Origin of the sequence: Salipiger sp. (assembly GCF_048261495.1) — a bacterium.
In the GTDB taxonomy this organism is placed as follows: Bacteria; Pseudomonadota; Alphaproteobacteria; order Rhodobacterales; family Rhodobacteraceae; genus Salipiger.
In genome coordinates, this window is the sequence record NZ_JBLXFX010000006.1 from 232,292 (window position 1) to 253,511 (window position 21,220).

22 protein-coding genes are annotated in these 21,220 nt (G+C 69.3%); 13 read left to right on the plus strand and 9 right to left on the minus strand.

All coding sequences use genetic code 11. The features are described from left to right. Positions 1–54 precede the first annotated feature (54 nt). The 5 genes from ACN0RJ_RS14305 to ACN0RJ_RS14325 form a co-directional block, all read right to left on the minus strand. Positions 55–726 carry an endonuclease/exonuclease/phosphatase family protein gene (locus tag ACN0RJ_RS14305; RefSeq protein WP_417724691.1) on the minus strand — a complete coding sequence of 224 codons (672 nt, stop codon included), beginning with the start codon at positions 724–726 and terminating at the stop codon, positions 55–57. 13 nt (positions 727–739) lie between these two features. Continuing rightward, entirely contained in the window at positions 740–2,182 is a 1,443-nt protein-coding gene (gene cls, locus ACN0RJ_RS14310; protein ID WP_417724692.1) for a cardiolipin synthase, read from the minus strand. Positions 2,183–2,323: 141 nt separating this feature from the next. Beyond that, positions 2,324–3,112, minus strand: a complete 789-nt coding sequence (locus tag ACN0RJ_RS14315) for an exodeoxyribonuclease III (RefSeq protein ID WP_417720337.1) — start codon at positions 3,110–3,112, stop codon at positions 2,324–2,326. Between the two features lie 69 nt (positions 3,113–3,181). Continuing rightward, a complete protein-coding gene (locus tag ACN0RJ_RS14320) occupies positions 3,182–4,087 on the minus strand; it encodes an EamA family transporter (protein ID WP_417724693.1) in 906 nt (301 codons plus the stop codon). Positions 4,088–4,108: 21 nt separating this feature from the next. After that, the gene (locus ACN0RJ_RS14325; protein ID WP_417724694.1) at positions 4,109–5,020 is read right to left on the minus strand and encodes a fatty acid desaturase; all 912 of its coding nucleotides are present in this window, start codon (positions 5,018–5,020) and stop codon (positions 4,109–4,111) included. Positions 5,021–5,129: 109 nt separating this feature from the next. Here ACN0RJ_RS14325 and ACN0RJ_RS14330 point away from each other — a divergent pair, with 109 nt between their 5' ends. Next, positions 5,130–5,990, plus strand: coding sequence for a helix-turn-helix domain-containing protein (locus ACN0RJ_RS14330; protein ID WP_417724719.1), 861 nt, complete (start codon positions 5,130–5,132; stop codon positions 5,988–5,990). 84 nt (positions 5,991–6,074) lie between these two features. Here the strand turns inward: ACN0RJ_RS14330 and ACN0RJ_RS14335 are convergent, their stop codons facing one another. Then, positions 6,075–7,118 (minus strand): aldo/keto reductase, encoded by a 1,044-nt coding sequence (locus ACN0RJ_RS14335; protein ID WP_417724695.1) that lies wholly within the window; start codon positions 7,116–7,118, stop codon positions 6,075–6,077. A gap of 113 nt (positions 7,119–7,231) precedes the next feature. Here ACN0RJ_RS14335 and ACN0RJ_RS14340 point away from each other — a divergent pair, with 113 nt between their 5' ends. The 7 genes from ACN0RJ_RS14340 (at position 7,232) to ACN0RJ_RS14370 (ending at position 14,940) form a co-directional block, all read left to right on the plus strand. Then, positions 7,232–7,849, plus strand: coding sequence for an ImuA family protein (locus tag ACN0RJ_RS14340; protein ID WP_417724696.1), 618 nt, complete (start codon positions 7,232–7,234; stop codon positions 7,847–7,849). A gap of 96 nt (positions 7,850–7,945) precedes the next feature. Then, positions 7,946–8,692, plus strand: coding sequence for an SDR family NAD(P)-dependent oxidoreductase (locus ACN0RJ_RS14345; RefSeq protein WP_417724697.1), 747 nt, complete (start codon positions 7,946–7,948; stop codon positions 8,690–8,692). A gap of 119 nt (positions 8,693–8,811) precedes the next feature. Then, a complete protein-coding gene (locus tag ACN0RJ_RS14350; RefSeq protein WP_417724698.1) occupies positions 8,812–10,032 on the plus strand; it encodes an MFS transporter in 1,221 nt (406 codons plus the stop codon). A 253-nt stretch (positions 10,033–10,285) separates the two neighbouring features. Then, positions 10,286–10,813 (plus strand): hypothetical protein, encoded by a 528-nt coding sequence (locus tag ACN0RJ_RS14355; RefSeq protein ID WP_417720330.1) that lies wholly within the window; start codon positions 10,286–10,288, stop codon positions 10,811–10,813. A 91-nt stretch (positions 10,814–10,904) separates the two neighbouring features. Then, on the plus strand, positions 10,905–12,617 hold the full coding sequence (gene metG / locus ACN0RJ_RS14360) for a methionine--tRNA ligase (protein ID WP_417724699.1): 1,713 nt from the start codon (positions 10,905–10,907) through the stop codon (positions 12,615–12,617). A gap of 201 nt (positions 12,618–12,818) precedes the next feature. Next, a complete protein-coding gene (gene truB / locus ACN0RJ_RS14365) occupies positions 12,819–13,724 on the plus strand; it encodes a tRNA pseudouridine(55) synthase TruB (RefSeq protein ID WP_417724700.1) in 906 nt (301 codons plus the stop codon). A gap of 31 nt (positions 13,725–13,755) precedes the next feature. Continuing rightward, positions 13,756–14,940 carry an alpha-hydroxy acid oxidase gene (locus ACN0RJ_RS14370; RefSeq protein ID WP_417720327.1) on the plus strand — a complete coding sequence of 395 codons (1,185 nt, stop codon included), beginning with the start codon at positions 13,756–13,758 and terminating at the stop codon, positions 14,938–14,940. On the opposite strand, the gene ACN0RJ_RS14375 is transcribed toward ACN0RJ_RS14370, so the two are convergent. Both ACN0RJ_RS14375 and ACN0RJ_RS14380 read right to left on the minus strand, forming a co-directional pair. Continuing rightward, entirely contained in the window at positions 14,937–15,758 is an 822-nt protein-coding gene (locus ACN0RJ_RS14375) for an alpha/beta fold hydrolase (RefSeq protein ID WP_417720326.1), read from the minus strand. The two genes, ACN0RJ_RS14370 and ACN0RJ_RS14375, sit on opposite strands and share 4 nt — an antisense overlap. Further along, positions 15,758–16,435 carry a haloacid dehalogenase type II gene (locus tag ACN0RJ_RS14380; protein WP_417720325.1) on the minus strand — a complete coding sequence of 226 codons (678 nt, stop codon included), beginning with the start codon at positions 16,433–16,435 and terminating at the stop codon, positions 15,758–15,760. Before ACN0RJ_RS14380 ends, ACN0RJ_RS14375 begins: the two co-directional genes overlap by 1 nt. A gap of 174 nt (positions 16,436–16,609) precedes the next feature. On the opposite strand from ACN0RJ_RS14380, the gene ACN0RJ_RS14385 reads away from it, so the two are divergent. From ACN0RJ_RS14385 to ACN0RJ_RS14405, 5 genes are all read left to right on the plus strand, one after another. After that, positions 16,610–17,038 carry an FKBP-type peptidyl-prolyl cis-trans isomerase gene (locus tag ACN0RJ_RS14385; protein WP_417720324.1) on the plus strand — a complete coding sequence of 143 codons (429 nt, stop codon included), beginning with the start codon at positions 16,610–16,612 and terminating at the stop codon, positions 17,036–17,038. Positions 17,039–17,232: 194 nt separating this feature from the next. Then, positions 17,233–18,021: a 3-oxoadipate enol-lactonase gene (gene pcaD, locus ACN0RJ_RS14390; RefSeq protein WP_417720323.1), complete on the plus strand. Its 789-nt coding sequence runs from the start codon at positions 17,233–17,235 to the stop codon at positions 18,019–18,021. A gap of 2 nt (positions 18,022–18,023) precedes the next feature. Then, on the plus strand, positions 18,024–18,731 hold the full coding sequence (locus ACN0RJ_RS14395) for an alpha/beta fold hydrolase (RefSeq protein ID WP_417724701.1): 708 nt from the start codon (positions 18,024–18,026) through the stop codon (positions 18,729–18,731). A gap of 63 nt (positions 18,732–18,794) precedes the next feature. After that, complete coding sequence (locus tag ACN0RJ_RS14400) at positions 18,795–20,120, plus strand: lyase family protein (protein WP_417724702.1); 1,326 nt, start codon at positions 18,795–18,797, stop codon at positions 20,118–20,120. Positions 20,121–20,196: 76 nt separating this feature from the next. Next, positions 20,197–20,511, plus strand: a complete 315-nt coding sequence (locus tag ACN0RJ_RS14405) for a metalloregulator ArsR/SmtB family transcription factor (protein WP_417720320.1) — start codon at positions 20,197–20,199, stop codon at positions 20,509–20,511. 4 nt (positions 20,512–20,515) lie between these two features. On the opposite strand, the gene ACN0RJ_RS14410 is transcribed toward ACN0RJ_RS14405, so the two are convergent. Further along, complete coding sequence (locus ACN0RJ_RS14410) at positions 20,516–21,199, minus strand: DUF2161 domain-containing phosphodiesterase (protein ID WP_417724703.1); 684 nt, start codon at positions 21,197–21,199, stop codon at positions 20,516–20,518. Positions 21,200–21,220 lie beyond the last annotated feature (21 nt).

The following is a 21,220-nucleotide window of genomic DNA, read 5'->3' on the forward strand; positions in this document are numbered from 1 at the left end:
CAGATGGCCCATGCTTTGCCATGTTGCAAGGGCGACATGCCCCTTCGTGGCGCTTCAGGCGATCGCCACCCGTGCCCAGATCGGCAGATGGTCCGAGGCATGGCGGGCCGCGCCCTCGCGCACGACGCCGGCCCCGTCGAGCCGCAGGGCACCGCCGTAGGCAATGCCGTCCAGCGCCACGAAGGGGCGCGAGGCATGGTAGCTGCGCCCCGGCAGGACGAGGGTGAAGGCCCCTTCCCAGGGTTCGTAGCCGCGCACGTCGGACCATTCGTTGAAATCGCCGAGGATCACGGCATTGGCGCAATCCTTGCCCAGCGCGCGGCGGATCTCGGTCATCTGGCGCAACCGCCAGCGTCGCAGCAACCCGAGATGGGCGCCGACGATGACCATGCCGCCGACGCGGACGGCGACCGCCCCCCGCGGCTCCAGCCCCGGCAGGTCGAACTGGCGCACCTCCTCGACCGTCAGCCCCTTGCGCACAAGCACCGCGTTGCCGTGCCAGCCGAGGCTGACATCGTTCTTGGCAAGGTCCGTGATGGCGTAGTCCGTCTCCTGCTCGATCAGAAAGCGCGGGATGGCGGTGGGCCGCGCGCCGAGACGCAGGTCGGCCTCCTGCAGCACCGCCACGTCGGCCCCGATGTCGTTCAGCACCTTCAGGATGCGCGCCGGATCGCGGCGGCGGTCCAGCCCGACCGCTTTGCGGATATTGTAGCTCGCGATCTTCATCTCACCCCTTGTCTCACAACACCGGCGACAGCAGGCGGGCCAGCGGCGCCCCGAGCCGGACCTTCCACTTCTGTTCCGACAGGTCCTTTTCCAGTGGCAGCGCGCGGGCGATGTCGGCCTCGAGCATCGCCGCGACCTGCCCCGCGAAGGCGCCGTCGAACACCATCGCCATGGTTTCGAAATTCAACCGGAAGGATCTGTTGTCGAAATTCGCCGTTCCGACGGCGGCGATGCGATCGTCGATCAGGACCACCTTCTGATGGGTAAAGCCGCTGGTGTAGCGCCAGACCTTGACCCCCGCCGCGCGGATCTCGTCGAAATAGGCGAAGGCGGCGAGCCAGGGCAGCGTGTGGTCCGCAACGTCCGGCACCAGCACCCGCACGTCCACCCCCCGCAGCGCGGCGACCTTGAGAGCCGAGAGCACCTCGGCATCGGGCACGAAATACGGCGAGGCGATCCACAGCCTCTCGCGCGCCTCGGCGATGGCGGCGGCAAAGAACAGCGCCCCGGTGTCGAAATCGTCGCCCGGCCCGCAGGGGACGATCAGCGCCGCGAGGTTGGCCTCCTCGTCCACGGGCCGCCAGTCGAGCCCGGGCCCGATCTCGTGACCCGTGGCCCAGTGCCAGTCCTCGGCAAAGATCAGCTGCAACTGCGCCACCACCGGCCCGCGCAGCGCGAGGTGGGTGTCGCGCCAATGGCCGAACGGGCCCTTGCCCACATAGTCGTCCGCCACGTTCAGCCCGCCGACGAAGCCTTCGCGCCCGTCGATCACGATGGTCTTGCGGTGGTTGCGGAAATTCACCTGCCGGCGCGAGGTCGGGCCGCGCGCCTCGTGGGGGTCGATGGTCTCGATCCCGCCGTCGCGCAGGCGGCGCGTGTAGGCGGAGGACAGCCCGTAGCTGCCGACCCCGTCATACATGACCCGCACCGTCACCCCGCGCGCGGCGGCCGCGATCAGCCGGTCGGCAAAGCGCCCGCCCAGGTCGTCGTCCGCAAAGGTGTAGAACTGCACCAGCAGGTAATGCTCTGCGCGGTCCATCGCGGCCATCATCGCGGCAAAGGCGTCGTCTCCGTCGATCAGCAGATCGACCGAATTGCCTCCGACCGCCGGCATGTCGGCCAGCCGCTCGAACGCGCCCTGCCCGAGGTCGGCATCCTGGCTCACCGGGTGTTCATCGGCGAAGTCGGCCAGCGCCTTGACCACGCGGCGGCTGTCCCGCCGCGCGGCCTTGTAGCCCCGCACCTTGTGGTGGCCGAGGATCGCATAGCTCGGCAGCGCGAACCACGGCGCGGCCAGCAGGAACACCACCCAGGCCACCGCCCCCTGGGGCGTGCGCGCCGAGGTCACCGCCCGCCAGATGCAGAAGGCCACCGCGAGCGGCACCAGCACGGCCGCGACCGCTATCAGATGTGGGTAGATCGACCCCAGTGTCACGCCCATGTCGTTCCCGCTCAAGACCCCGCCGCAGACCCCAACGCGCGATGTGCCGAAGCGTTCATTCGTCCGCGGGCGAAAGCCCTGCGATCATGGCACCGTTCCGGCGTGCCGCGCAACACGGCCCGCCCCCCGGCGGGCGCAAGGCGCGCCGCGGCCCGCTCAGAGGTCGAAGGAGGCGAAGACCGGCGCGTGGTCGGACGGTTGCTCCCACCCCCGCACCGCCCTCAGGATGCGCGAGGAATGCCCGGAATTGGCGATGTCCTGCGTCGCCCAGACGTGATCCAGCCGCCGCCCCTTGTCCGCGGCATCCCAGTCCGAGGACCGGTAGGACCACCAGGAATAGAGCAGCCCCTCCGGCAGATCCTGCCGCGTGATGTCGACCCAGCCCCCGGCCTCCTGCGCCTGCGCGAGATGCTCGACCTCGATCGGCGTATGGGAGACGATCTTCAGAAGCTGCTTGTGATTCCAGACGTCGTCCTCGCGCGGGGCGATGTTGAGATCGCCGACGAGGATCGCCTTCTCCGGCTTTTCCGAGCGGAACCAGTCGCGCATCTCGGTGAGATAGTCGAGCTTCTGACCGAACTTCTCGTTGATCTCGCGGTCGGGCTTGTCACCGCCGGCAGGGACATAGAAGTTGTGGATCGTCACGCCGTTTTCCAGCTGCCCCGCGATGTGACGCGCATGGCCGAGCTGCGCGAAATCCCGGTCGCCGACATCGGTGATCGGCAGTTTCGACAGGATCGCCACGCCGTTGTAGCCCTTCTGCCCGCGCGCGATGATATGGGTGTAGCCCAGCGCCCGGAACGTCTCGAGCGGCATCTTCTCGACCGGGCTCTTGCACTCCTGCAGGCACAGTACGTCCGGCATCTCCTCGGTCAGCAGGCGCGACACCAGCGCCTCGCGCAGACGGACGGAGTTGATGTTCCAGGTGGCAAGGGTAAAGGCCATGTCGACGCTCCTCGGATTTGCCGCGCGACCCTGCCCCCAAGGGGCGGCGGGCGCAACCCGGAAGCGGCGCTAGGGCCGGAGAACCAGCACCAGGAGGAGGATGGAAAGCGCAAGGAACCCGATGCCCGCCAGTTCCCGGCGGGTGATCCGTTCCTTGAAGAACAGCACCGAGGCCATGAGCGAGAACACCAGTTCCACCTGCCCCAGCGCCTGGACATAGGCCGCGGTCTGCAGCGTGAAGGCGGTGAACCACGACAGGCTGCCCGCCATCGAGGCCAGCCCGAGCCAGAGCGCCGTCCGGCGGGCGCCCCAGACCGCGGTGATCTGCCCCGGCTCGACGATGCGCAGCCAGACCGCCATCGCGATGGTCTGCGACAGGGTGACCATGGACAGGGTGACGCCCGAGCGCACGAAGGGATCCACGCTGTCGATCTCAAGCGACGAGGCCCGGTAACCGACGGCGGAGAAGGCAAAGAAGAAGCCCGACGCCAGCCCGAGCGCGACTGCCCGCGTCATCATCCGCTTCAGCAGGTTGCCCGCGCCCGGCGTGTCCGACAGCAGCAGCACGCCGACGAGACCGATCAGGATCGCCCCCCAGCCCGCGGTCGAGATGCGTTCCCCCAGGATCAGCAGCCCGACGATGGCGGTCTGGATGACCTCGGTCTTCTTGAAGGTGATGCCGACGGCGAAATTGCGCTGCCGGAACAGCGCCACCACGCAGATCGTGGCCAGGATCTGCCCCAGCGCGCCCATCCAGGCATAGCCCCAGAACGCCGGGCCGAGCTCCGGCCAGGGCTGCCCCGTCAGCCGGAGGTAGAGCCCGATGGCCAGCGCCGCGGCGGGCATCGCGTAGGCGAAGCGCGCAAAGGTGCTCCCCGTCGAGGTCAGCGTGCCCATGCTCAGCACCTTGTGCAGCATGAAGCGCAAGGTCTGGAAGAAGGCGGCAGAGATGGTGAAGGCGATCCAGAGGTCCATGCGGGCAGGAATGCCCCCGAATCAGGGCTTTGGCCAGAGCGGATGCGGCACCGGATCCTTGGATTTCAGAAAATGCCGGCGGAAGATGCAGGCATAGGACGGGTAGCGGTAGCCCTCGTTGCGATCGAGATAGCGCGCCCGGTTGCCGTAGTAGAGCCCCGGAAGCCTGTACCAGGGGACCTTGGGGTGCATGTGGTGCACCACGTGCAGATTGTTGTTGAGGAACAGCAGCGCGAGCGGGCCCCTGTCCTCGATGATGACGGTGCGGCCCCGCGCCTTTTCGTGCGCCTGGTGTTCGAGAAAGGTGCGGATCTTCAGCACCGCGAGGGCGCCGTAGACCGAGAGCGCGAAGGCCGCGGGCGGCATCTGACCGACCGCGACCATCCACCAGATCACCAGCCCCGCAGCCGGCAGGTGCAGGAGCCAGCCGGCAAGGACGCGCCGGTCCCCTCCCAGCGCGGCGCGCAGGTCCGCAGCGGCAAAGGCGGCGGTCCCGAGCAGCGGCCCGAGCAGCAGCCGCCCCGCCAGCGTGTTGTTCACCCGCAGCGCCAGCCGCACCGGCGCGGAGAGCCGCGCCCAGACGGCCGGGTCCAGGTAGTTGCTTTCGGGATCGTCATAGGGATCGGTCAGGATGGAATCGCGGTGATGGGCAAGATGCGTGTCGCGGAACCTCAGGTAGGGTACGACCATGGTCAGCGCCGGAAAGACCAGCGCCGCGTCGAGCCACGGCAGGCGCGTCGGATGGCCGTGCAGCGCCTCGTGGCTCAGCGAGGAATGCAGCGCCCCGGCAAGCACGGTCAGGGCGATCCCGGCGGGCAGGCTCCACTCCGCGACCGCCGTGGTGCCGAGCGCCCAGATCCCGTAGCACAACGCCAGAAGCGCGATCGTCGGCCATTCCCGGGACGATATCCTGCTCCCCACCGATGTCCGCATCCGGTCCTCCTGTCAGATTGTGTCCGGAGCGACTGTTAGGGCGACGGCAGGGGATCGGGCAGTCGGAATGTGATTAACAGAACGCGACATCGGTGATAATTGTCACCACATCATGCAGAATATCGACAAACGTGCACGCGCCCTGCTGTTCCGGACCCGCCTCGCCCGCGCCATGACCCGCTCGGGCAAGAGCCAGGCCGCACTCGCCCGCGAGGCCGGGATCGACCGCTCGACGGTTTCGCAGTTGCTGACGGGAGATGGCGCACGCCTGCCCAACGCCCATGTGGTCGGCTGCTGCGCCACGGCCTGCGGCGTTTCGGCGGACTGGCTGCTGGGCCTGTCGGAACGGCCCGAAAGCGCGGCGGACCTGCTCGCGACCTCGTTGACCCTGACCGAGGCGCCCCGCGCGCTGGTCGACGAACAGATCTTCGCCTGGCACCGCGAGGCCGCCGGCTACAAGATCCGCCACGTGCCCGCCGGGCTGCCGGACATGCTCAAGACGCGTGCGGTGCTGGAATGGGAATATGCGCCCTCCCTCGGCAAGACCGCACAGCAGGCGATCAACGCGTCGAACGACCGGCTGGAATGGATGCGCCAGTCGGGCTCGGACTACGAACTCGCGGTTCCCCTGCACGAACTGGACGCCTTTGCCCGCGCCACCGGCTACTACACCGGCCTTCCGCGCCGGATGCGGCTGGAGCAGCTCGACCACCTCGAGACACTGACGGCGGATCTCTACCCCCGGCTGCGCCTGTCGCTCTTCGACGCGCGCCGGCTCTATTCCGCGCCGCTGACGATCTTCGGCCCGCTGCTCGCCGTGCTCTACGTCGGACGCAATTACCTCGCCTTCCGCGACAACGCGCGGGTGACGGCCTTCACCGGCCATTTCGACCAGCTGGTGCGCGAGGCCGGCGTCGGCTCCCGCGCCGCGCCCGCGCACCTGCGGTCGCTGCGCGGGAGCCTCAACTGACCATGGAACCGCGCCGCCCGCTTCCCCCGGGCGCCGCAAATCTTTTTCAAAAGATTTGCAAATTCCTTGAAAGGAATTTGCGGCTCAGTACGGCATGGGGTGCGCGTGGTGGACCGCGTTCAGCGCCTTCAGCACCTCGTCGCTCAGCACCAGTTCCGCCGCGGGCAGCAGGTGTTCGAGCTGCTCCAGCGTCGTCGCCCCGAAGATCGACGAGGCCACGAAGGGGCGGCGCAGCGTCCAGGCCAGCGCCATCCGCACCGGATCGAGACCGAAGTCCCGCGCCACGCCCAGGTAGGCCTCGACCGCCGGAAACACCCGCTCGGACTTGCGCCCGCCGAGATTGCCGTTGAGATCCATCCGCGATGCCGCGGGGATCGCGCCGCCCTGGTACTTGCCCGTCAGCAGGCCCGCGCCCAGCGGCGAATAGGGCAGCAGGCCCACCTCCTCGTTCACCATCAGTTCGGCCAGGTCGGTGTCGGCCAGCCGGCAGACCAGCGAATATTCGTTCTGGATCGACACCACGCGGGGCCCGCCGGTCTCTTCCGCCACCTTCAGCCACATCGCCGTGCCCCAGGTGCTTTCGTTCGACAGCCCGAAATGCCGGATCGTGCCGCGCACGACCTCGTCCCGCAGGGCGCCCAGCGCGTCGTGCATGTGCTGGAGCGTCGCCGCCCGGTCCCCCGGCCAGGGCTCGTACTCCCAGTTCTGCCGGAAGGCATAGGAGCCCCGGTTCGGCCAGTGGAACTGGTAGAGGTCGATCACGTCGGTCTTCAGGCGCTTCAGCGAGGCCTCGATGGCGGCGGGGATCGTCTCGGCGGTGATCGGCGCGCCGTCGCGCACCGCCTTCTGCCCCTCGCCGGTATGCTTGGTGGCGACGATCCAGTCGCCGCGCCGGCCGGTCTTCGCGAACCAGTCCCCGACGATCTCTTCGGACCGCCCGACCGTTTCGGCGCGGATCGGGTTCACCGGATACATCTCGGCCGAGTCGAGAAAGTTTATCCCGGCCTCGGAGGCCCGTTCGATCTGGGCATGGGCGTCCTCCACCCCGGTCTGCGTGCCGAAGGTCATCGTGCCGAGGCACAGTTTCGAAACCTCGAGGCCGCTGCGGCCGAGCGTGGTCATCTGCATTGGGATCTCCTGTCCTGTTCCGGCGCCACCCTAGCCTGCGGAGCGGGGAAGCCAAGCCTTGCCGGGCCGGAAAACCGATTGAGAACGAAAAGAGAACATATATACTGCAGGGCATGAGTCCCGACGATCTCCTCCTGCGGCGCAATCCCCCCCGCACCGCGCCCGCGCTCACCCTCTGGGACGAGATCGTGCTGATGCTTGCCCGGGTGCACGAGATCTGCGGCTCCTCCCGGCGGACGCTGGCGCTGCAGGTTGCGGCACGGATCGGCGCGCCGGTGTTCTGGATCGCGCCGACCTGGGGGGCGGACCCGCTGAACACCGACGGGGTGGCGCCGATCTGCCCGCCGCAGGCGCTGACCTTCCTCGCCCCGAAGCGGCCCGAGGACATCCTGTGGTGCATGGAGGAAACGCTGCGCGCGGGCTGCGTGCCGCTGGTGGTGGCCGACCTTCCCGAACCGCCGGGCCTGACCCCGGTGCGCCGCCTGCACCTGGCCGCCGAGGCCGGGGCCGGCCACGGCCGCTGCCGCCCGCTGGGCCTGCTGCTGACCCCCTGGGACGGCGGCGCGCCGGGGGTCGAGACGCGGCTGCGCTGCAACCCCGATCATGGCCCCGGCCGCACCGCCTGGTCGATCACCCGCCTGCGCGCCCGCATGGCGCCGCAGAAGGCCTGGACGCTGGAAGACGACAGGCTGGCCCCCGCGCCCTTGCAGGAGATCCGCCCCCCCGGGTGAAACGTTCCGGGCCGATCCGCACACCGGCTCTGCAGATCGGACGATTGCACCCGCCCGCGCGGGGCACCAGATCTTTCCCGCAAGAGAAAGAAAGGGATGACGCTCATGAATTTCCGAAACAAGACTGCCATCGTCACCGGCGCGGCCTCGGGCATCGGGGCCGCCGTCGCGGACCGTCTCGCCCGCGAAGGCGCCACGGTCATCGTCGCGGATCTCGACGCGAAGGCTGCCGAGGCCAAGGCCGCAACCCTGCCCGGAGCCATCGGCCTCGCCGTGGACGTCGCGGACGAACGCTCGGTCGCCGCGCTGGTCGACGAGACCGTCAAGCGCACCGGCGCCCTGCACCTGCTGGTCAACAACGCCGGCATCGGCGGCGCGGCGGCCCCGACCGGGGCCTATCCCACCGAAAGCTGGCGCAAGGTGATCGACGTGAACCTCACCGGGGTGTTCCTCGGGCTGCGCTTCGGCATTCCCGCGATCAAGGCGGCGGGCGGTGGCGCCATCGTCAACGTCGCCTCGATCCTCGGCTCGGTCGGCTTCGCGCAGTCCCCCGCCTATGTTGCCGCCAAGCACGGCGTGGTCGGACTCACCAAGAGCGCCGCGCTGGAACATGCCGCCGACGGGATACGGGTGAACGCCATCGGACCGGGGTTCATCCAAACGCCGCTGATCGACAGCAACATGGACAAGGCGACGCAGGAGCATCTCGCCGGGCTGCACGCCCTCGGACGCCTCGGCACCCCGGAGGAAGTCGCCGCCCTGACCGTCTTCCTGCTCTCGGACGAGGCGAGCTTCATCACCGGCTCCTACCACCTGGTCGACGGCGGCTACACCGCCCGCTGACCCCCGCGGGCCGGGCGGCGGGCCGCCGTCCCGGCCCGTCGGCCCCATCCCCCGAAAACGACACCGAAAAGTCGAAAAAGGCCGCGACAGGGCGTGCGAAGCAATGGCTCTAGAGAGCCATGCGATTGCCCCTCTCCTTTGCCGCCCTCGTGCTCTCGACGATCCTGCTCCAGCTCTCCTCCGGGACGGTGGCACCGCTGGACGCCCTTGCCGGAATCGGCGCGGGTTTCAGCACCACCCAGATCGGCCTGCTCGGCTCGGCGCATTACCTGGGGTTCTTCGCGGGCTGCTGGTGGACGCCGCGCCTGCTCGGCAGCATCGGACCCTCGCGCGCCTACGCGGCCTTCACGGCGCTCGGCGCGATCGGACTGCTGGCGCATACGCTGGTCAACGACCCCTACGCATGGGCCGTGTTCCGGATGGCCACGGGGGTCTGCGTCGCCGGTTGCTACACGGTGATCGAGGCCTGGCTGCAGGCCGATGTCACGAACGAGAGCCGCGGCCGCGCCATGGGCATCTACCGGGTCGCCGACCTCGGCACCGCGCTGGTGGCGCAGCTTCTCATCGGCGTGCTCGATCCGCAGAGCTACGTCAGCTACAACCTGCTCGCCATGGTGTGCTGCGCGGCGCTGCTGCCGCTGACGCTGACCACCTCGCGCCCGCCGGTCATGCCCGCGACACCCCGGCTCGAGCCGGGCCTCGCCTGGCGGATCTCGCCGCTGGCGGTGGCGGGGGTGCTGACCTCGGCCCTGTCGGGTGCCTCCTTCCGCATGGTCGGCCCGATCTACGGCCAGGAAGTCGGGCTGAGCGCGGACCGCATCGCCGTCTTCCTCGCCGCCTACGTTGCCGGCGGCGCGGCGGCACAGTTCCCGGTGGGCTGGCTGGCCGACCGCTACGACCGGCGGCATGTGCTGATCGGCCTGTCCGCCGCCGCCATCGCCGCCTGTACCGCAACCGCGCTGATGTCCGATGCCTCGCCCGGCACGATCTATGCGCTGGCGGCCTTCTTCGGCGTGACCACCTTCCCGATCTACTCGATCTCGGCCTCGCACGCCCATGACTTCGCCGAGAGCGGGCAGCGCGTGGCGCTTTCGGCGGCCCTTATGTTCTGGTTCGCCGTGGGCGCCATCGCGGCGCCCTATGCCGCCTCCGTCCTGCTCGGCCGCTACGGCCCGCCCGCCCTGTTCATCCTGATCGGCATCGGGCATGTCGGACTGATCGTCTTCGGCCTTGCCCGGATGCAGGCGCGGCCCACGACCGACGACCGCACCCCCTATGTCTACGCCCCCAGAACGAGCTTTCTGATCGGTCGCCTGCTGGGCCGTTTCAGGGACCGCTGAGCGGCCGGGGCCCCACCGGGGCAGTCAATTCCCCCGCATGCCGCCCGCTTTTTCGGCAGCTGCACAGGCGCGGGACTCCGCCGCCGATCACATCCGCGTGTAGGGCGCGGGAAACCCCTCTCGGGGCGCGAAATTCCCCTTGCCGGAATCGCGGATTTCACTCCAATGAGCAGTCGACATCCTGCGGAAAACCACTCTCTCCAGAGGGCCATCCGAAAGGCGTTCCCACCCCCGGTTCGTTTGAGGTATTGGTATGAAGACTTTCGCACTCGCCCTGGCGCTGGCATTCGGCGCAACCGCCCCCGCCCATGCGCTGACCTACAACGCGGCCTTTTCGGTCGAGGCGGAAAATTCCTACACCTACGGCCAGACCATGGCGCCCAACAGCACGGCGACCTGGACCATTACCGCGCTCGAAGACCTGATCGTCACCTCGATCAGCGTCGGCGCGACCGGCTCGAACTACGGGCGCGACCTGCCGAAACTGACCTACAGCGTCGACGGCGGCACGCCGATGACCCTGGACTACTACCTCAGCAACCCGGCCGTCAGGAACTCCAGCGGCGGCGGCCTCTACGTGATCCCCATGCCCGTGTCGAGCGGCCAGGTCTTCACCTTCCGCTTCATCACCGGGACGAGCACCAACAACATCGGGACGACCTTCACGCTCGACACCGATCTTGCCGCGACGATCCCCCTTCCCGCCGGCGGGCTGCTTCTCGGCAGCGTGGTCCTGCTCGGGGCCGGCGGGGCGCTGCGCCGCCGCAAACGTCCGGCCTGAGCCGGTCCGGGGCCGGCGGAACGTCGGCCCTCTGGCGCTTCCGCCGCCCGGCCTGTAAAGGGGCCTCAGGACATCGTTCGGAGGCTCTCGAATGGCTCGCCACCTCATCACTTCGGCCATTCCCTATATCAACGGGATCAAGCACCTCGGCAATCTCGTCGGATCGCAACTTCCGGCGGACCTGTTCGCCCGCTACCAGCGGGCGCGCGGCAACGAGGTGCTGTTTCTCTGCGCCACCGACGAACACGGCACCCCCGCCGAACTGGCCGCCGCCAAGGCGGGCCAGCCGGTCGCCGAGTACTGCGCCGAAATGCACGCGGTCCAGTCCGGGATCGCCGAAGGCTTCCGCCTGTCCTTCGATCACTTCGGCCGCTCGTCCTCGCCGCAGAACCACCGGCTGACGCAGCATTTCGCGGGCGTTCTTGCCGACCGCGGACTGATCCGCGAAGTCTCCGAAACCCAGATGTATTCGCCCACCGACGGCCGCTTCCTGCCCGACCGCTACATCGAGGGCACCTGCCCCAATTGCGGCTTCGAGGATGCGCGCGGCGACCAGTGCGACAACTGCACCAAGCAGCTCGACCCGGTGGACCTGATCAACCCGCGCTCGGTCATTTCCGGCGCGACCGACCTCGAAATGCGCGAGACCAAGCACCTCTACCTGCGCCAGTCCACCATGAAGGACCAGCTCGAAGAGTGGATCGACACCCGCGAGGGATGGCCCGTGCTGACCACCTCCATCGCCAAGAAGTGGCTGAACGACGGCGACGGGTTGCAGGACCGCGGCATCACCCGCGATCTCGACTGGGGCATCCCGGTGCGAAAGGGCGATCAGGACTGGCCGGGCATGGAGGGCAAGGTCTTCTACGTCTGGTTCGACGCGCCCATCGAATACATCGCCTGCGCGCAGGAATGGGTCGACGCGGACAAGGGCGACGACTGGGAACGCTGGTGGCGCACCGACAAGGGCGCCGAAGACGTGACCTACACCCAGTTCATGGGCAAGGACAACGTGCCCTTCCACACGCTCTCCTTCCCCGCCACGATCCTCGGCTCCGGCGAGCCCTGGAAGCTGGTCGACTACATCAAGTCGTTCAACTACCTGAACTACGACGGCGGCCAGTTCTCCACCTCGCGCGGACGCGGCGTCTTCATGGACCAGGCGCTCGAGATCCTGCCCGCCGACTACTGGCGCTGGTGGCTGCTGAGCCACGCGCCCGAAAGCAGCGACAGCGAGTTCACCTGGGAGAATTTCCAGGCAAGCGTGAACAAGGACCTCGCCGACGTGCTCGGCAACTTCGCCTCGCGGGTGACCAAGTTCTGCCGCTCCAAGTTCGGCGAGACGGTGCCCGCGGGCGGGCTGCCCGGCGACCGCGAGGCCGCGCTCGTCACCGCGCTGACCGGCAAGCTGCGCGAATACGAAACCCACATGCAGACCATCGAGGTCCGCAAGGCCGCCGCCGCGCTGCGCGCCGCCTGGGTGCTCGGCAACGAATACCTCCAGGACGCCGCCCCCTGGACCACCTTCAAGACCGACCCCGAGCAGGCCGCGATGCAGATCCGCCTCGCCCTGAACATGATCCGGCTCTACGCGGTGATCTCCTCGCCCTTCATTCCCGACGCCTCCGCACAGCTCCTTGCCGCCATTCGCAGCGGCGACGACAGCTGGCCCGAGGATGTCCCGGCCGCCCTGTCGCTCCTCCCCGAGGGCCACGCCTTCGACGTGCCCGACGTTACCTTCCGCAAGATCGCCGACGAGGAGCGCGCCGGCTGGCAGGAGAAATTCGCGGGCCGGCGCACCTGACCCCCCGCGGGGATCGTCACGGCCCGCAGGATCCGGAGAATCCCCCGGATTTTCTTCTGGCCCGAAATATCCCGGGGAGTCGCGCGGAACGCGCGGCGGGGCAGCGCCCCCGCGGCGACGGGGCCCGCGCCGGCGCCGGAATTGACAAATCCCCCGGCGGCTTGCTAGCAGACGCGCCGCACACCGAACGAAGGGCAGAGCATGGCACGCAAGACAGGCCGCGACATTTCCGGCTGGCTGATCGTCGACAAACCGGCCGGGATGACCTCGACCTCGGTCGTGAACAAGGTCCGCTGGGCGCTTTCGGCCAGGAAGGCCGGGCATGCCGGAACGCTCGACCCCGAAGCCACCGGCGTGCTGGCGGTCGCCCTCGGCGAGGCGACCAAGACCGTTCCCTTCATCACCGAGGCGCTCAAGGCCTATCGTTTCACCGTCCGCCTCGGGCAGGCGACGAACACCGACGATGCCGAGGGCGAGGTCATCGCCAGTTCGGACCTCCGCCCCTCGGACGAGGAGATCAAGGAAGCCCTCCACGCCTTTGCCGGTGACATCATGCAGGTGCCGCCGCAGTTCTCCGCCGTGAAGATCGACGGCGAGCGCGCCTACAAGCGGGCGCGCGACGGCGAGACCATGGAGATCGAGGCCCGCCCCCTTCTCGTCGAGGAGCTGGTGATGACGGGACGCCCCGATGCCGACCACGTGGAGCTCGAGATGACCTGCGGCAAGGGCGGCTACGTCCGCTCCATCGCCCGCGATCTCGGGGCGGCGCTGGGCTGTCACGGCCACGTGCTGCGCCTGCGCCGGATCTGGTCCGGGCCGTTCGACGCCGCCGACGGCATCACGGTCGAACAGATCGACGCCCTCGCCCGCACGCCGGAGCTGGACGAACGGCTTCTGCCCCTCGAGATCGGCCTTGCCGATCTGCCGGAGCTGCGCTGCACCCCGGAAGGCGCGGCACGGCTGCGCAACGGCAATCCCGGCATGGTGATCCCGGGAGAGGTGGAGTACGGCGAAGAGGCCTGGGCCTCGCTCGACGGGCGCGCGGTTGCGGTGGGGATCTACAGGGCCGGCGAACTTCATCCCTCGCGGGTCTTCGTTCAGGGCTGACAACCGCGCCGCCCCGGTGCAGGGTGGCGGCATGAAAACCCTGCGTCGCGCCGCCGAAATCCGGGACCTCCGCCGCCTTGCCCGGCGCCGGTTGCCGCATGCCATCTTCGAATTCATCGACGGCGGCGCCGGCAGGGAAATCACCCTGCGCGCCAACGAGGACGACTTTGCCCGGATCGGGTTGTCGCCCCGCGTCGGCGTGGATGTCGCGACACGACGCACGCGACGCGACATCGTCGGCTTCGATTCCGCCCTGCCGGTCATGCTCGCGCCGACCGGGCTTGCCGGGCTCTACTGGCCGCAGGGCGAACAGGCGGCGGCGCGGGCGGCGCGCCGTGCGGGAGTCCCGTTCTGCCTGTCGACGAATTCCGTCGCCTCCATCGAGGAGGTGAGCGCCGCTGCGACCGGCGCGGATCTGTGGTTCCAGTACTACTTCCTCAAGGACGAAGGGCTGACGGACCGCATGCTGGCCCGCGCCAGGGCGCATGGCTACCGGGTGCTCTGCATCACGCTGGATCTGCCGGTCCAGGGTCGGCGCCACAGGGACGTGCGCAATGCCTTCGTCGTCCCGCCCAAGGTGACGCTGCCGACGGTGCTCGACGCCCTGCGCCGCCCCTCATGGGTCGCGGGATACCTGCGCCACGGCGTTTCCTTCGGGAATTTCGAAACGCATCAGCTGGGCGGCGGGTTTTCCACCATCGCGCAGCACATCGCCTCGCTCTGCGACGCGGGGGCCGACTGGGAGACGGTCCGGCGCATCGCGGAGAAATGGGGCGGCCCCTGGGTGGTCAAGGGCGTGCTGCATCCCGAGGACGCGCGCATCGCGGTCGGGCTCGGGGCCTCTGCGGTGGTCGTGTCGAACCACGGCGGGCGGCAGCTCGACGGGGTGCCCTCGGCGATCTCGGCCCTGCCCGCCATTGCCGCGGCCGTGGAAGGCAGGGCGCAGGTGCTCCTCGACGGCGGGGTGCGGCGCGGAACCGACGTGCTGAAGGCGCTGGCGCTCGGGGCGGATGCCTGCATGATCGGGCGCGCGTTCCTCTGGGGGCTTGCCGCCGCCGGCGAGGCGGGCGTGGACAAGACCCTCGCCCTGCTCGGCGACGAGATCGACAACGCGCTCGCGCTGCTCGGGGTGCCCGATGTGGCGGCGATCGGACCGCAGATCCTGACCCCCGGCGGCGCACCCGATTTTTCGGCGAAGATGCGCGACCCGGCCTAGCCCAGCATGTTGAGCCAGCGCCGCAGCGCGTCGAGCGCCTCGGGTTCGTCGAGATAGGGAACATGCCCCCGGCCCGGAACCTCTGCCGCGATCATGTCGGGGCGGCGGGCCCGCATCCCGGCAAAGGTTTCCGCGGACAGCAGGTCGGAATTGGCACCCCGGATCGCACAGAGCGGCAATCCCTTCAGCGCGTCGAACAGCGGCCAGAGATCCGGCGCCGGTTGCGCCCCGCTTCCCAGAACCGCATCGCGCAGCTTCGGATCGTAGGTGATGACCAGCCCCTCGGGGGTTTCGCGGTAGAACCTTTCGGCATCCTCCCGCCAGCGGCTTTCGGGCACGCCCTCGAAGGCGGTCATCGCGGCGGCGCGCTTGACCGCGGCCTCGTCAAGGGTCTTCCACGGCGGGTTGCGCCCCAGGTAGCCCTTGATGACCTCGAGACCGGTCTCGGCGATTTCCGGGCCGATGTCGTTCAGCGCCACCCCGAGCAGCCGCGCCTTGGCCGTGGCGGCGAGCACCATCGCGATCAGCCCGCCGCGCGACGTGCCGAGCAGTGCCGACGCCTCGATCCCGAGGTGGTCGAGCAGTTCGAGCCCGTCGCGCCCCTCGACCGGAATGGTGTAGCTCGCGGGGTCGCCCCAGTCCGATTGCCCCCGCCCCCGGTAGTCGAGCCGGATCAGGCGGACACCGTCCAGCGCGGGGGCGACGTAGTCGAAATCGCGCCCGTCACGGGTCAGCCCGGCGAGGCAGAGCAGCGGCAGGCCGTCTCCCTCGTCCGTGTAGTGAAGGGACAGGCCGTCGGACGTGGTGAATCGCGGCATCAGACAAGCTCCGGAATGGCGGTGAGATCGGTCAGGACATGGTCGGGACGGCCGGACAGCCGATCCACGGGCAGGCCCGCGCGATTGACCCAGGCCGTCGTGAAGCCGTAGGCGGCGGCGCAGGCCGCGTCCCAGCCGTTGGAGGACACGAAGAGGACCCCGGAGGTTTCCGCCCCGAGGCGCGCGCCGACAAGATCGTAGACCGCCGCCGCCGGTTTGAAGATGCCCACCTCCTCGACCGAGATCACCGCATCGAGCCAGAGCGCCAGCCCGGCGCTGTCGACCGCGCCCTCCAGCATGTCGGGCGAGCCGTTGGACAGGATCGCGCAGGACAGTCCCCGCGCCTTGAGCGTGGCGAGCATCTTAGGCACCTCGGGATAGGCGGCCAGTTCCCAGTAGAGCGCGAGCAGGCGTTCCCGCAGTTCGGGATCGTCGAGACCGTGGCGCTCCATCGCCCAGTCCAGCCCGTGCCCCGTCACCGACCAGAAATCCGCGTGATCCCCGGTGATGGCACGCAGCCAGGAATATTCCAGCTGCTTGGCCCGCCAGTCGGCCGCGAGCGGTTGCCAGACGGCGGCCAGCGCATCCTGCCCCGGCTCCCCGGCGGCGCGGCGCGCCGCGGCCGAGACATCGAACAATGTGCCGTAGGCGTCGAAGACGCAGTGGGTGATGGTCATGCGGCTCTCCTTGTCGGGCGGAGCCTAGGCCGGGCGGCGGCGGGGGAAAAGGGCGGATTGTCCGCATCCGTTTGCAATTTGATGCCCGCGCCACTAACTTGGGGGCAGCGATACGAGCACCCGCGACAGGCGGCCTCGTCCATTCACGCAAATTCCCCTCAAAAGGAGATCCACATGACGCAGGTCAAATCCGGCGACAAGGTCAGCATTCATTACACCGGCACCCTCGGCGACGGCACCACCTTCGATTCGAGCGCCGGGCGCGATCCGCTGGAATTCACCGTGGGCGAAGGACAGATCATTCCCGGCCTCGAAAAGGCGATCCCCGGCATGACCGTCGGCGACAAGAAGGTCGTCGAGGTGCCCTGTGCCGAAGCCTATGGCCCGGTGCATGACGAGGCGCGCCAGACGGTGCCGCGCGGCGAGATCCCGGAGAACATCCCGCTCGATCTCGGCACGCCGCTTCAGGTGCAGACCCCGACCGGCCAGGTGGTGCAGGTGACGGTGGCAGAGGTCACGCCGACCGAGGTGACGCTGGATGCCAACCACCCGCTGGCGGGCAAGGATCTGACCTTCGACATCGAACTGGTGGCGATCGGCTGATCGGCCCATCGGCCGCCGCGCGAGACGTCCGAAGCAGACACAGAGCCCCCGGCGCCGAGATGGCGGCGGGGGTTTTTCTTCGCTCGGGCGGGGCCGCAAGACGGCCGGGCCGGGTCGCTTCGGGCAGGGCGGTCTTTTCACCGCTTCCGGCGGGCGCTAGGGTCCGTCGAACGCGACATACGGGAGGGCGCAACATGCTGATGGCAGATCTTGGCGACATTCGTCTGCACTACCGGATCGACGGGCCGGACGACGGCGCGCCGCTGGTCCTGGCGAATTCGCTCGGCACCGATTTCCGGCTCTGGGACAAGGTGGTGGCACGCCTGCCCGCCGGGCTGCGCATCCTGCGCTACGACAAGCGCGGTCACGGCCTGTCGGATGCGCCGGAGGGGCCCTATGCCATGGGCGCGCTGGTGCGCGATGCCGAACGGCTGATGGATCATGTCGGCATGTCCGGCGCGGTCTTCGTCGGGCTCTCCATCGGCGGGCTGATCGCACAGGGTCTGGCGGCAAAGCGGCTCGACCTCGTGCGCGCGCTGGTGCTGTCCAACACCGCCGCCAAGATCGGCACCCGCGACATGTGGGGCGCGCGCATCGCGGCGATCGAGGCCGAGGGCATCGGCGCCATCTCGGAGCCCACGATGGAGCGCTGGTTCGCCAAGCCCTTTCACGCGACCGACGAATTCCCGGCGTGGAAATACATGCTCGAACGGACCGACAAGGCCGGCTACATCGGCTGCTGCCACGCCATCGCCGGGGCGGATTTCATCACCCCCACCTCCGGGCTGCGCCTGCCTGCCCTGGGCATCGCCGGTTCCGAGGACGGCTCGACCCCGCCGGATCTCGTGCGGGAGACCATCGAACTGATCCCCGGCTCGGATTTCCGGCTGATCCGCGGCGCGGGCCACCTGCCCTGCGTCGAGAAGCCCGACGAATATGCCGAGCTGCTGACCGCCTTCCTGACCGCGCAGGGGCATATCTGAGAATGTCGACCTTTCTGCTGATCCATGGTTCGGCCCACGGGGCCTGGTGCTGGCGCGATCTGGTGCCGGAGCTATCCGCCCGCGGACACCAGGCCATCGCCATCGACCTGCCCTCGCACGGCAATGACCCCACGCCGCCGGAGGAGGTCGGGCTGGAAGACTATGTCTCGGCCATTCTGTCCTCCGTCGACACGCCGGTGATCGCCGTCGCCCACTCCTCCGGAGGGGTCGCGATGACCCAGGCGGCGGATCGGGTGCCGGACCTGTTCATGCGGCTGGTCTATCTCTGCGCCTATCGGCCCGAGGACGGCGACAGCGTGGCCTCCCTGCGCAGGGCGGGCCCGTCGCAGCCGCTGCTGTCGGCGATCAGCCGGGCGGCGGACGGCGTGACCTTTTCCTTCAACGATCAGGCCGAGGAGAAGCTCTACCAGGATTGCCAGCCCGAGGCGGTCGCCCATGCCCTCGCCCATCTCGGGCCGCAGCCGATCCGCCCGCAGGAGGAAGCGGTATCGCTCTCGGGCGCCGCGCACGGGCTGCCGCAAAGCTATATCGTCTGCACCGAGGATCGCGCCATTCCGCCGGACTACCAGCGCCGGATGGCGCAGGCCCTGCCCGAAAGCCATCGCCACGAACTGGCGCTGTCGCATTCGCCCTTCCTCGCCGACCCCGCGGGGCTGGCCGACCTGCTCGACGACATCGCGCGCGGCTGAGCCGCGCTGGTGCACGGGCGCCCCGCCCCCTATAGAGACGCCATCGGACCGGAGATCAGAGCCATGACCGCAACGCCTTTCGACAGCGCCCACCTGCACCGCCTCTTTCCCGCCGGAGAGATCGGCAAGCTGTTCTCGGACAGCGCCGAGATCCGCGCCATGATGCTGGTCGAGGGCGCGCTGGCCAAGGTGCAGGGCACCGCAGGGGTGATCCCGGAAACCGCCGGGCAGGCGATCCACCGCGCCAGCCTGGAGCTGCAGATCGACCCGGCCGGGCTCGCCGATGCCACCGGCTCGAACGGGGTGACGGTGCCGGGGCTGGTCGCGGCCTTTCGCGGCCTCATGCAGGCGCCCGACCATGCGCAATACCTGCACTGGGGCGCCACCTCGCAGGACATCCAGGACAGCGGGCTGATGCTGCGGCTTCGCCAGGTGCTGACCCTGGCGGAAACCGACCTGCGCGCGACGCTGGCCGCGCTGGCCGCGCTGGCGGACACCCATGCCGATACCCCGATGGCCGCGCGCACCTACGGCCAGCACGCGACGCCGACCAGCTTCGGCGTGATCGCCGCCGGATGGGGCTGGCCGCTGCTGAGCCTGCTCGAAGACCTGCCCGCCCTGCGCGACGGCGCGCTCTGGGTGTCGCTGGCCGGGGCCTCGGGCACCGCATCGGAACTGGGGGCGGATGCCCCGGCCCTGCGCGCGGCGCTGGCCGAGGCGCTGAACCTGCGCGATCCGGGCCGCAGCTGGCACACGGACCGCACGCCGATCCTCAGGATCGCCGACTGGCTGGGCCGCCTGACCACCGCTTTCGGCAAGATGGGCGAAGACCTGGTCCGCGCCACCCAATCCGGCATCGGAGAGGTGCGGCTGGGCGCGTCCGGCGCCTCTTCGACCATGCCGCAGAAACAGAACCCGGTCGGCCCCTCGGTGCTGGTGGCGCTGGCGCGCCATGCCTCGGGCCTCGGCGCAACGCTGCACCTGCCCCATGCGCAGCAGCGCGACGGCGCGGCCTGGTTCACCGAATGGCTGTGCCTGCCGCAGCTCGTCCTGACGGCGGCCGCCGCGCTCGGGCACGGGCGCAAGCTGGCCGAGAGCCTTACCCCCGACGCGGAGGCGATGGCGGCCACGCTCGCCGCGTCCAACGGGCTGATCCTGGCCGAGGCCCTGTCCTTCGCGCTGGCCGAGACCATGCCGCGACCCGAGGCTCAGGCCGAAACCAAGCGCCTTTGCGCGCTGGTGCGCGAGACCGGGCGGACCCTGGCGGAGGTCGCCGCCGAGGCCCATCCCGCCATCGGCGCCGAACGGCTCGACCCCCTGCGCCAGACCGGGCAGGCCCCGGCCGAAGCGCGGGCCTTTGCCGAGCGGGTGCGCGCCCTGGCAGACTGACGCCCGCGCGCCTCGCATTCGATTCCGAAGGTGCTATATACCAGCGGCAAACGTGAAAAGGTCCGGACCTCCGATCATGCAAGAGACGATCACCGCGCCCCCTGACGAGATGGCGACCAACGCCCGCAACGCGGCGGCATTTCTCAAGACCCTGGCGCACGAAGGCCGCCTGATGATCCTCTGCCACCTCGGATCGGGCGAGAAATCCGTGGGCGAACTGGAAAGCCTGCTCGGCATCCGGCAGGCGGCTGTGAGCCAGATGCTCGCCCGGCTGCGCGAGGAAGGGCTCGTCGCCACGCGGCGCGACGGCAAGACGATCCACTACTCGCTCGCCAACGACGACACCGGGCGCGTCATCGCCCTGCTCTACGACATTTTCTGCGCCGGGTGATCCGTCAGGTCTCCGCGCCGGAGGCGGCTTCCCAGCTGTAGGCCCAGTGCTGCAACCCGGCGTGCCCGGCGTCGGTCAGCGCGTAGACCCCCGTGCCGCGGCGTTCGAACCAGCCGTAATGGTTGTCCCGCATGATGCGCGTGGCCTGCGGGACCGCCGCCGCCGCCGCCACGTCGCGCCCCCGCGACGGGCCGTGTTCGGCAAGATGCGCGGCGCAGCGCAGCGATTCCTGGCGATACCCGGTCACGATGCCGTGGCGCGTGGCGCCGCCCTGGTTCGGATCCCCGTCGAGCCGATTGAATTCCCGCAACAGGCGCGCGGTCCTGGCCTTGGCCCTGCGCGGCGCATGTGCGCCGGGATCGCACAGCACCTCGGCAGTCGTCCCCTTGACCACGATGAACCCCAGCCCGAGGCGGCGGCACATGGCCAGGTTGTCCTTCAGCGCCCGGCGCGCGGTCTTTCCGGCGGGTTTCGGCACCGCGATGTAGACCAGGTCGCTCAGCCCGAGCCGCGCGACCGCCTGGTGATAGAGCGCCAGCGTGATGCGCAGCTTCAGCTCCACGATCACCGGAGGCTCCGCACCCCTCACCGCGACGAGATCGGCAGCTCCGACCTCGCCCTTGACGGCATAGCCCTGCCGCACGAGCAACGCCTTCACCGGCGCATACAGATCACTTTCCCGCTCCATCGCCGCTATCCTTGGCCAGCC

What these genes read in the sequence shown, in the direction of transcription:
- ACN0RJ_RS14305 (WP_417724691.1), bottom strand. Translation starts at nt 726, where the DNA reads ATGAAGATCGCGAGCTACAATATCCGCAAAGCGGTCGGGCTGGACCGC.
- ACN0RJ_RS14325 (WP_417724694.1), bottom strand. Translation starts at nt 5,020, where the DNA reads ATGCGGACATCGGTGGGGAGCAGGATATCGTCCCGGGAATGGCCGACG.
- ACN0RJ_RS14320 (WP_417724693.1), bottom strand. Translation starts at nt 4,087, where the DNA reads ATGGACCTCTGGATCGCCTTCACCATCTCTGCCGCCTTCTTCCAGACC.
- ACN0RJ_RS14395 (WP_417724701.1), top strand. Translation starts at nt 18,024, where the DNA reads ATGTCGACCTTTCTGCTGATCCATGGTTCGGCCCACGGGGCCTGGTGC.
- ACN0RJ_RS14345 (WP_417724697.1), top strand. Translation starts at nt 7,946, where the DNA reads ATGACGCTCATGAATTTCCGAAACAAGACTGCCATCGTCACCGGCGCG.
- ACN0RJ_RS14335 (WP_417724695.1), bottom strand. Translation starts at nt 7,118, where the DNA reads ATGCAGATGACCACGCTCGGCCGCAGCGGCCTCGAGGTTTCGAAACTG.
- ACN0RJ_RS14370 (WP_417720327.1), top strand. Translation starts at nt 13,756, where the DNA reads ATGAAAACCCTGCGTCGCGCCGCCGAAATCCGGGACCTCCGCCGCCTT.
- ACN0RJ_RS14400 (WP_417724702.1), top strand. Translation starts at nt 18,795, where the DNA reads ATGACCGCAACGCCTTTCGACAGCGCCCACCTGCACCGCCTCTTTCCC.
- ACN0RJ_RS14385 (WP_417720324.1), top strand. Translation starts at nt 16,610, where the DNA reads ATGACGCAGGTCAAATCCGGCGACAAGGTCAGCATTCATTACACCGGC.
- metG (WP_417724699.1), top strand. Translation starts at nt 10,905, where the DNA reads ATGGCTCGCCACCTCATCACTTCGGCCATTCCCTATATCAACGGGATC.
- ACN0RJ_RS14340 (WP_417724696.1), top strand. Translation starts at nt 7,232, where the DNA reads ATGAGTCCCGACGATCTCCTCCTGCGGCGCAATCCCCCCCGCACCGCG.
- ACN0RJ_RS14350 (WP_417724698.1), top strand. Translation starts at nt 8,812, where the DNA reads ATGCGATTGCCCCTCTCCTTTGCCGCCCTCGTGCTCTCGACGATCCTG.
- truB (WP_417724700.1), top strand. Translation starts at nt 12,819, where the DNA reads ATGGCACGCAAGACAGGCCGCGACATTTCCGGCTGGCTGATCGTCGAC.
- ACN0RJ_RS14405 (WP_417720320.1), top strand. Translation starts at nt 20,197, where the DNA reads ATGCAAGAGACGATCACCGCGCCCCCTGACGAGATGGCGACCAACGCC.
- ACN0RJ_RS14355 (WP_417720330.1), top strand. Translation starts at nt 10,286, where the DNA reads ATGAAGACTTTCGCACTCGCCCTGGCGCTGGCATTCGGCGCAACCGCC.
- pcaD (WP_417720323.1), top strand. Translation starts at nt 17,233, where the DNA reads ATGCTGATGGCAGATCTTGGCGACATTCGTCTGCACTACCGGATCGAC.
- ACN0RJ_RS14380 (WP_417720325.1), bottom strand. Translation starts at nt 16,435, where the DNA reads ATGACCATCACCCACTGCGTCTTCGACGCCTACGGCACATTGTTCGAT.
- ACN0RJ_RS14410 (WP_417724703.1), bottom strand. Translation starts at nt 21,199, where the DNA reads ATGGAGCGGGAAAGTGATCTGTATGCGCCGGTGAAGGCGTTGCTCGTG.
- ACN0RJ_RS14315 (WP_417720337.1), bottom strand. Translation starts at nt 3,112, where the DNA reads ATGGCCTTTACCCTTGCCACCTGGAACATCAACTCCGTCCGTCTGCGC.
- ACN0RJ_RS14375 (WP_417720326.1), bottom strand. Translation starts at nt 15,758, where the DNA reads ATGCCGCGATTCACCACGTCCGACGGCCTGTCCCTTCACTACACGGAC.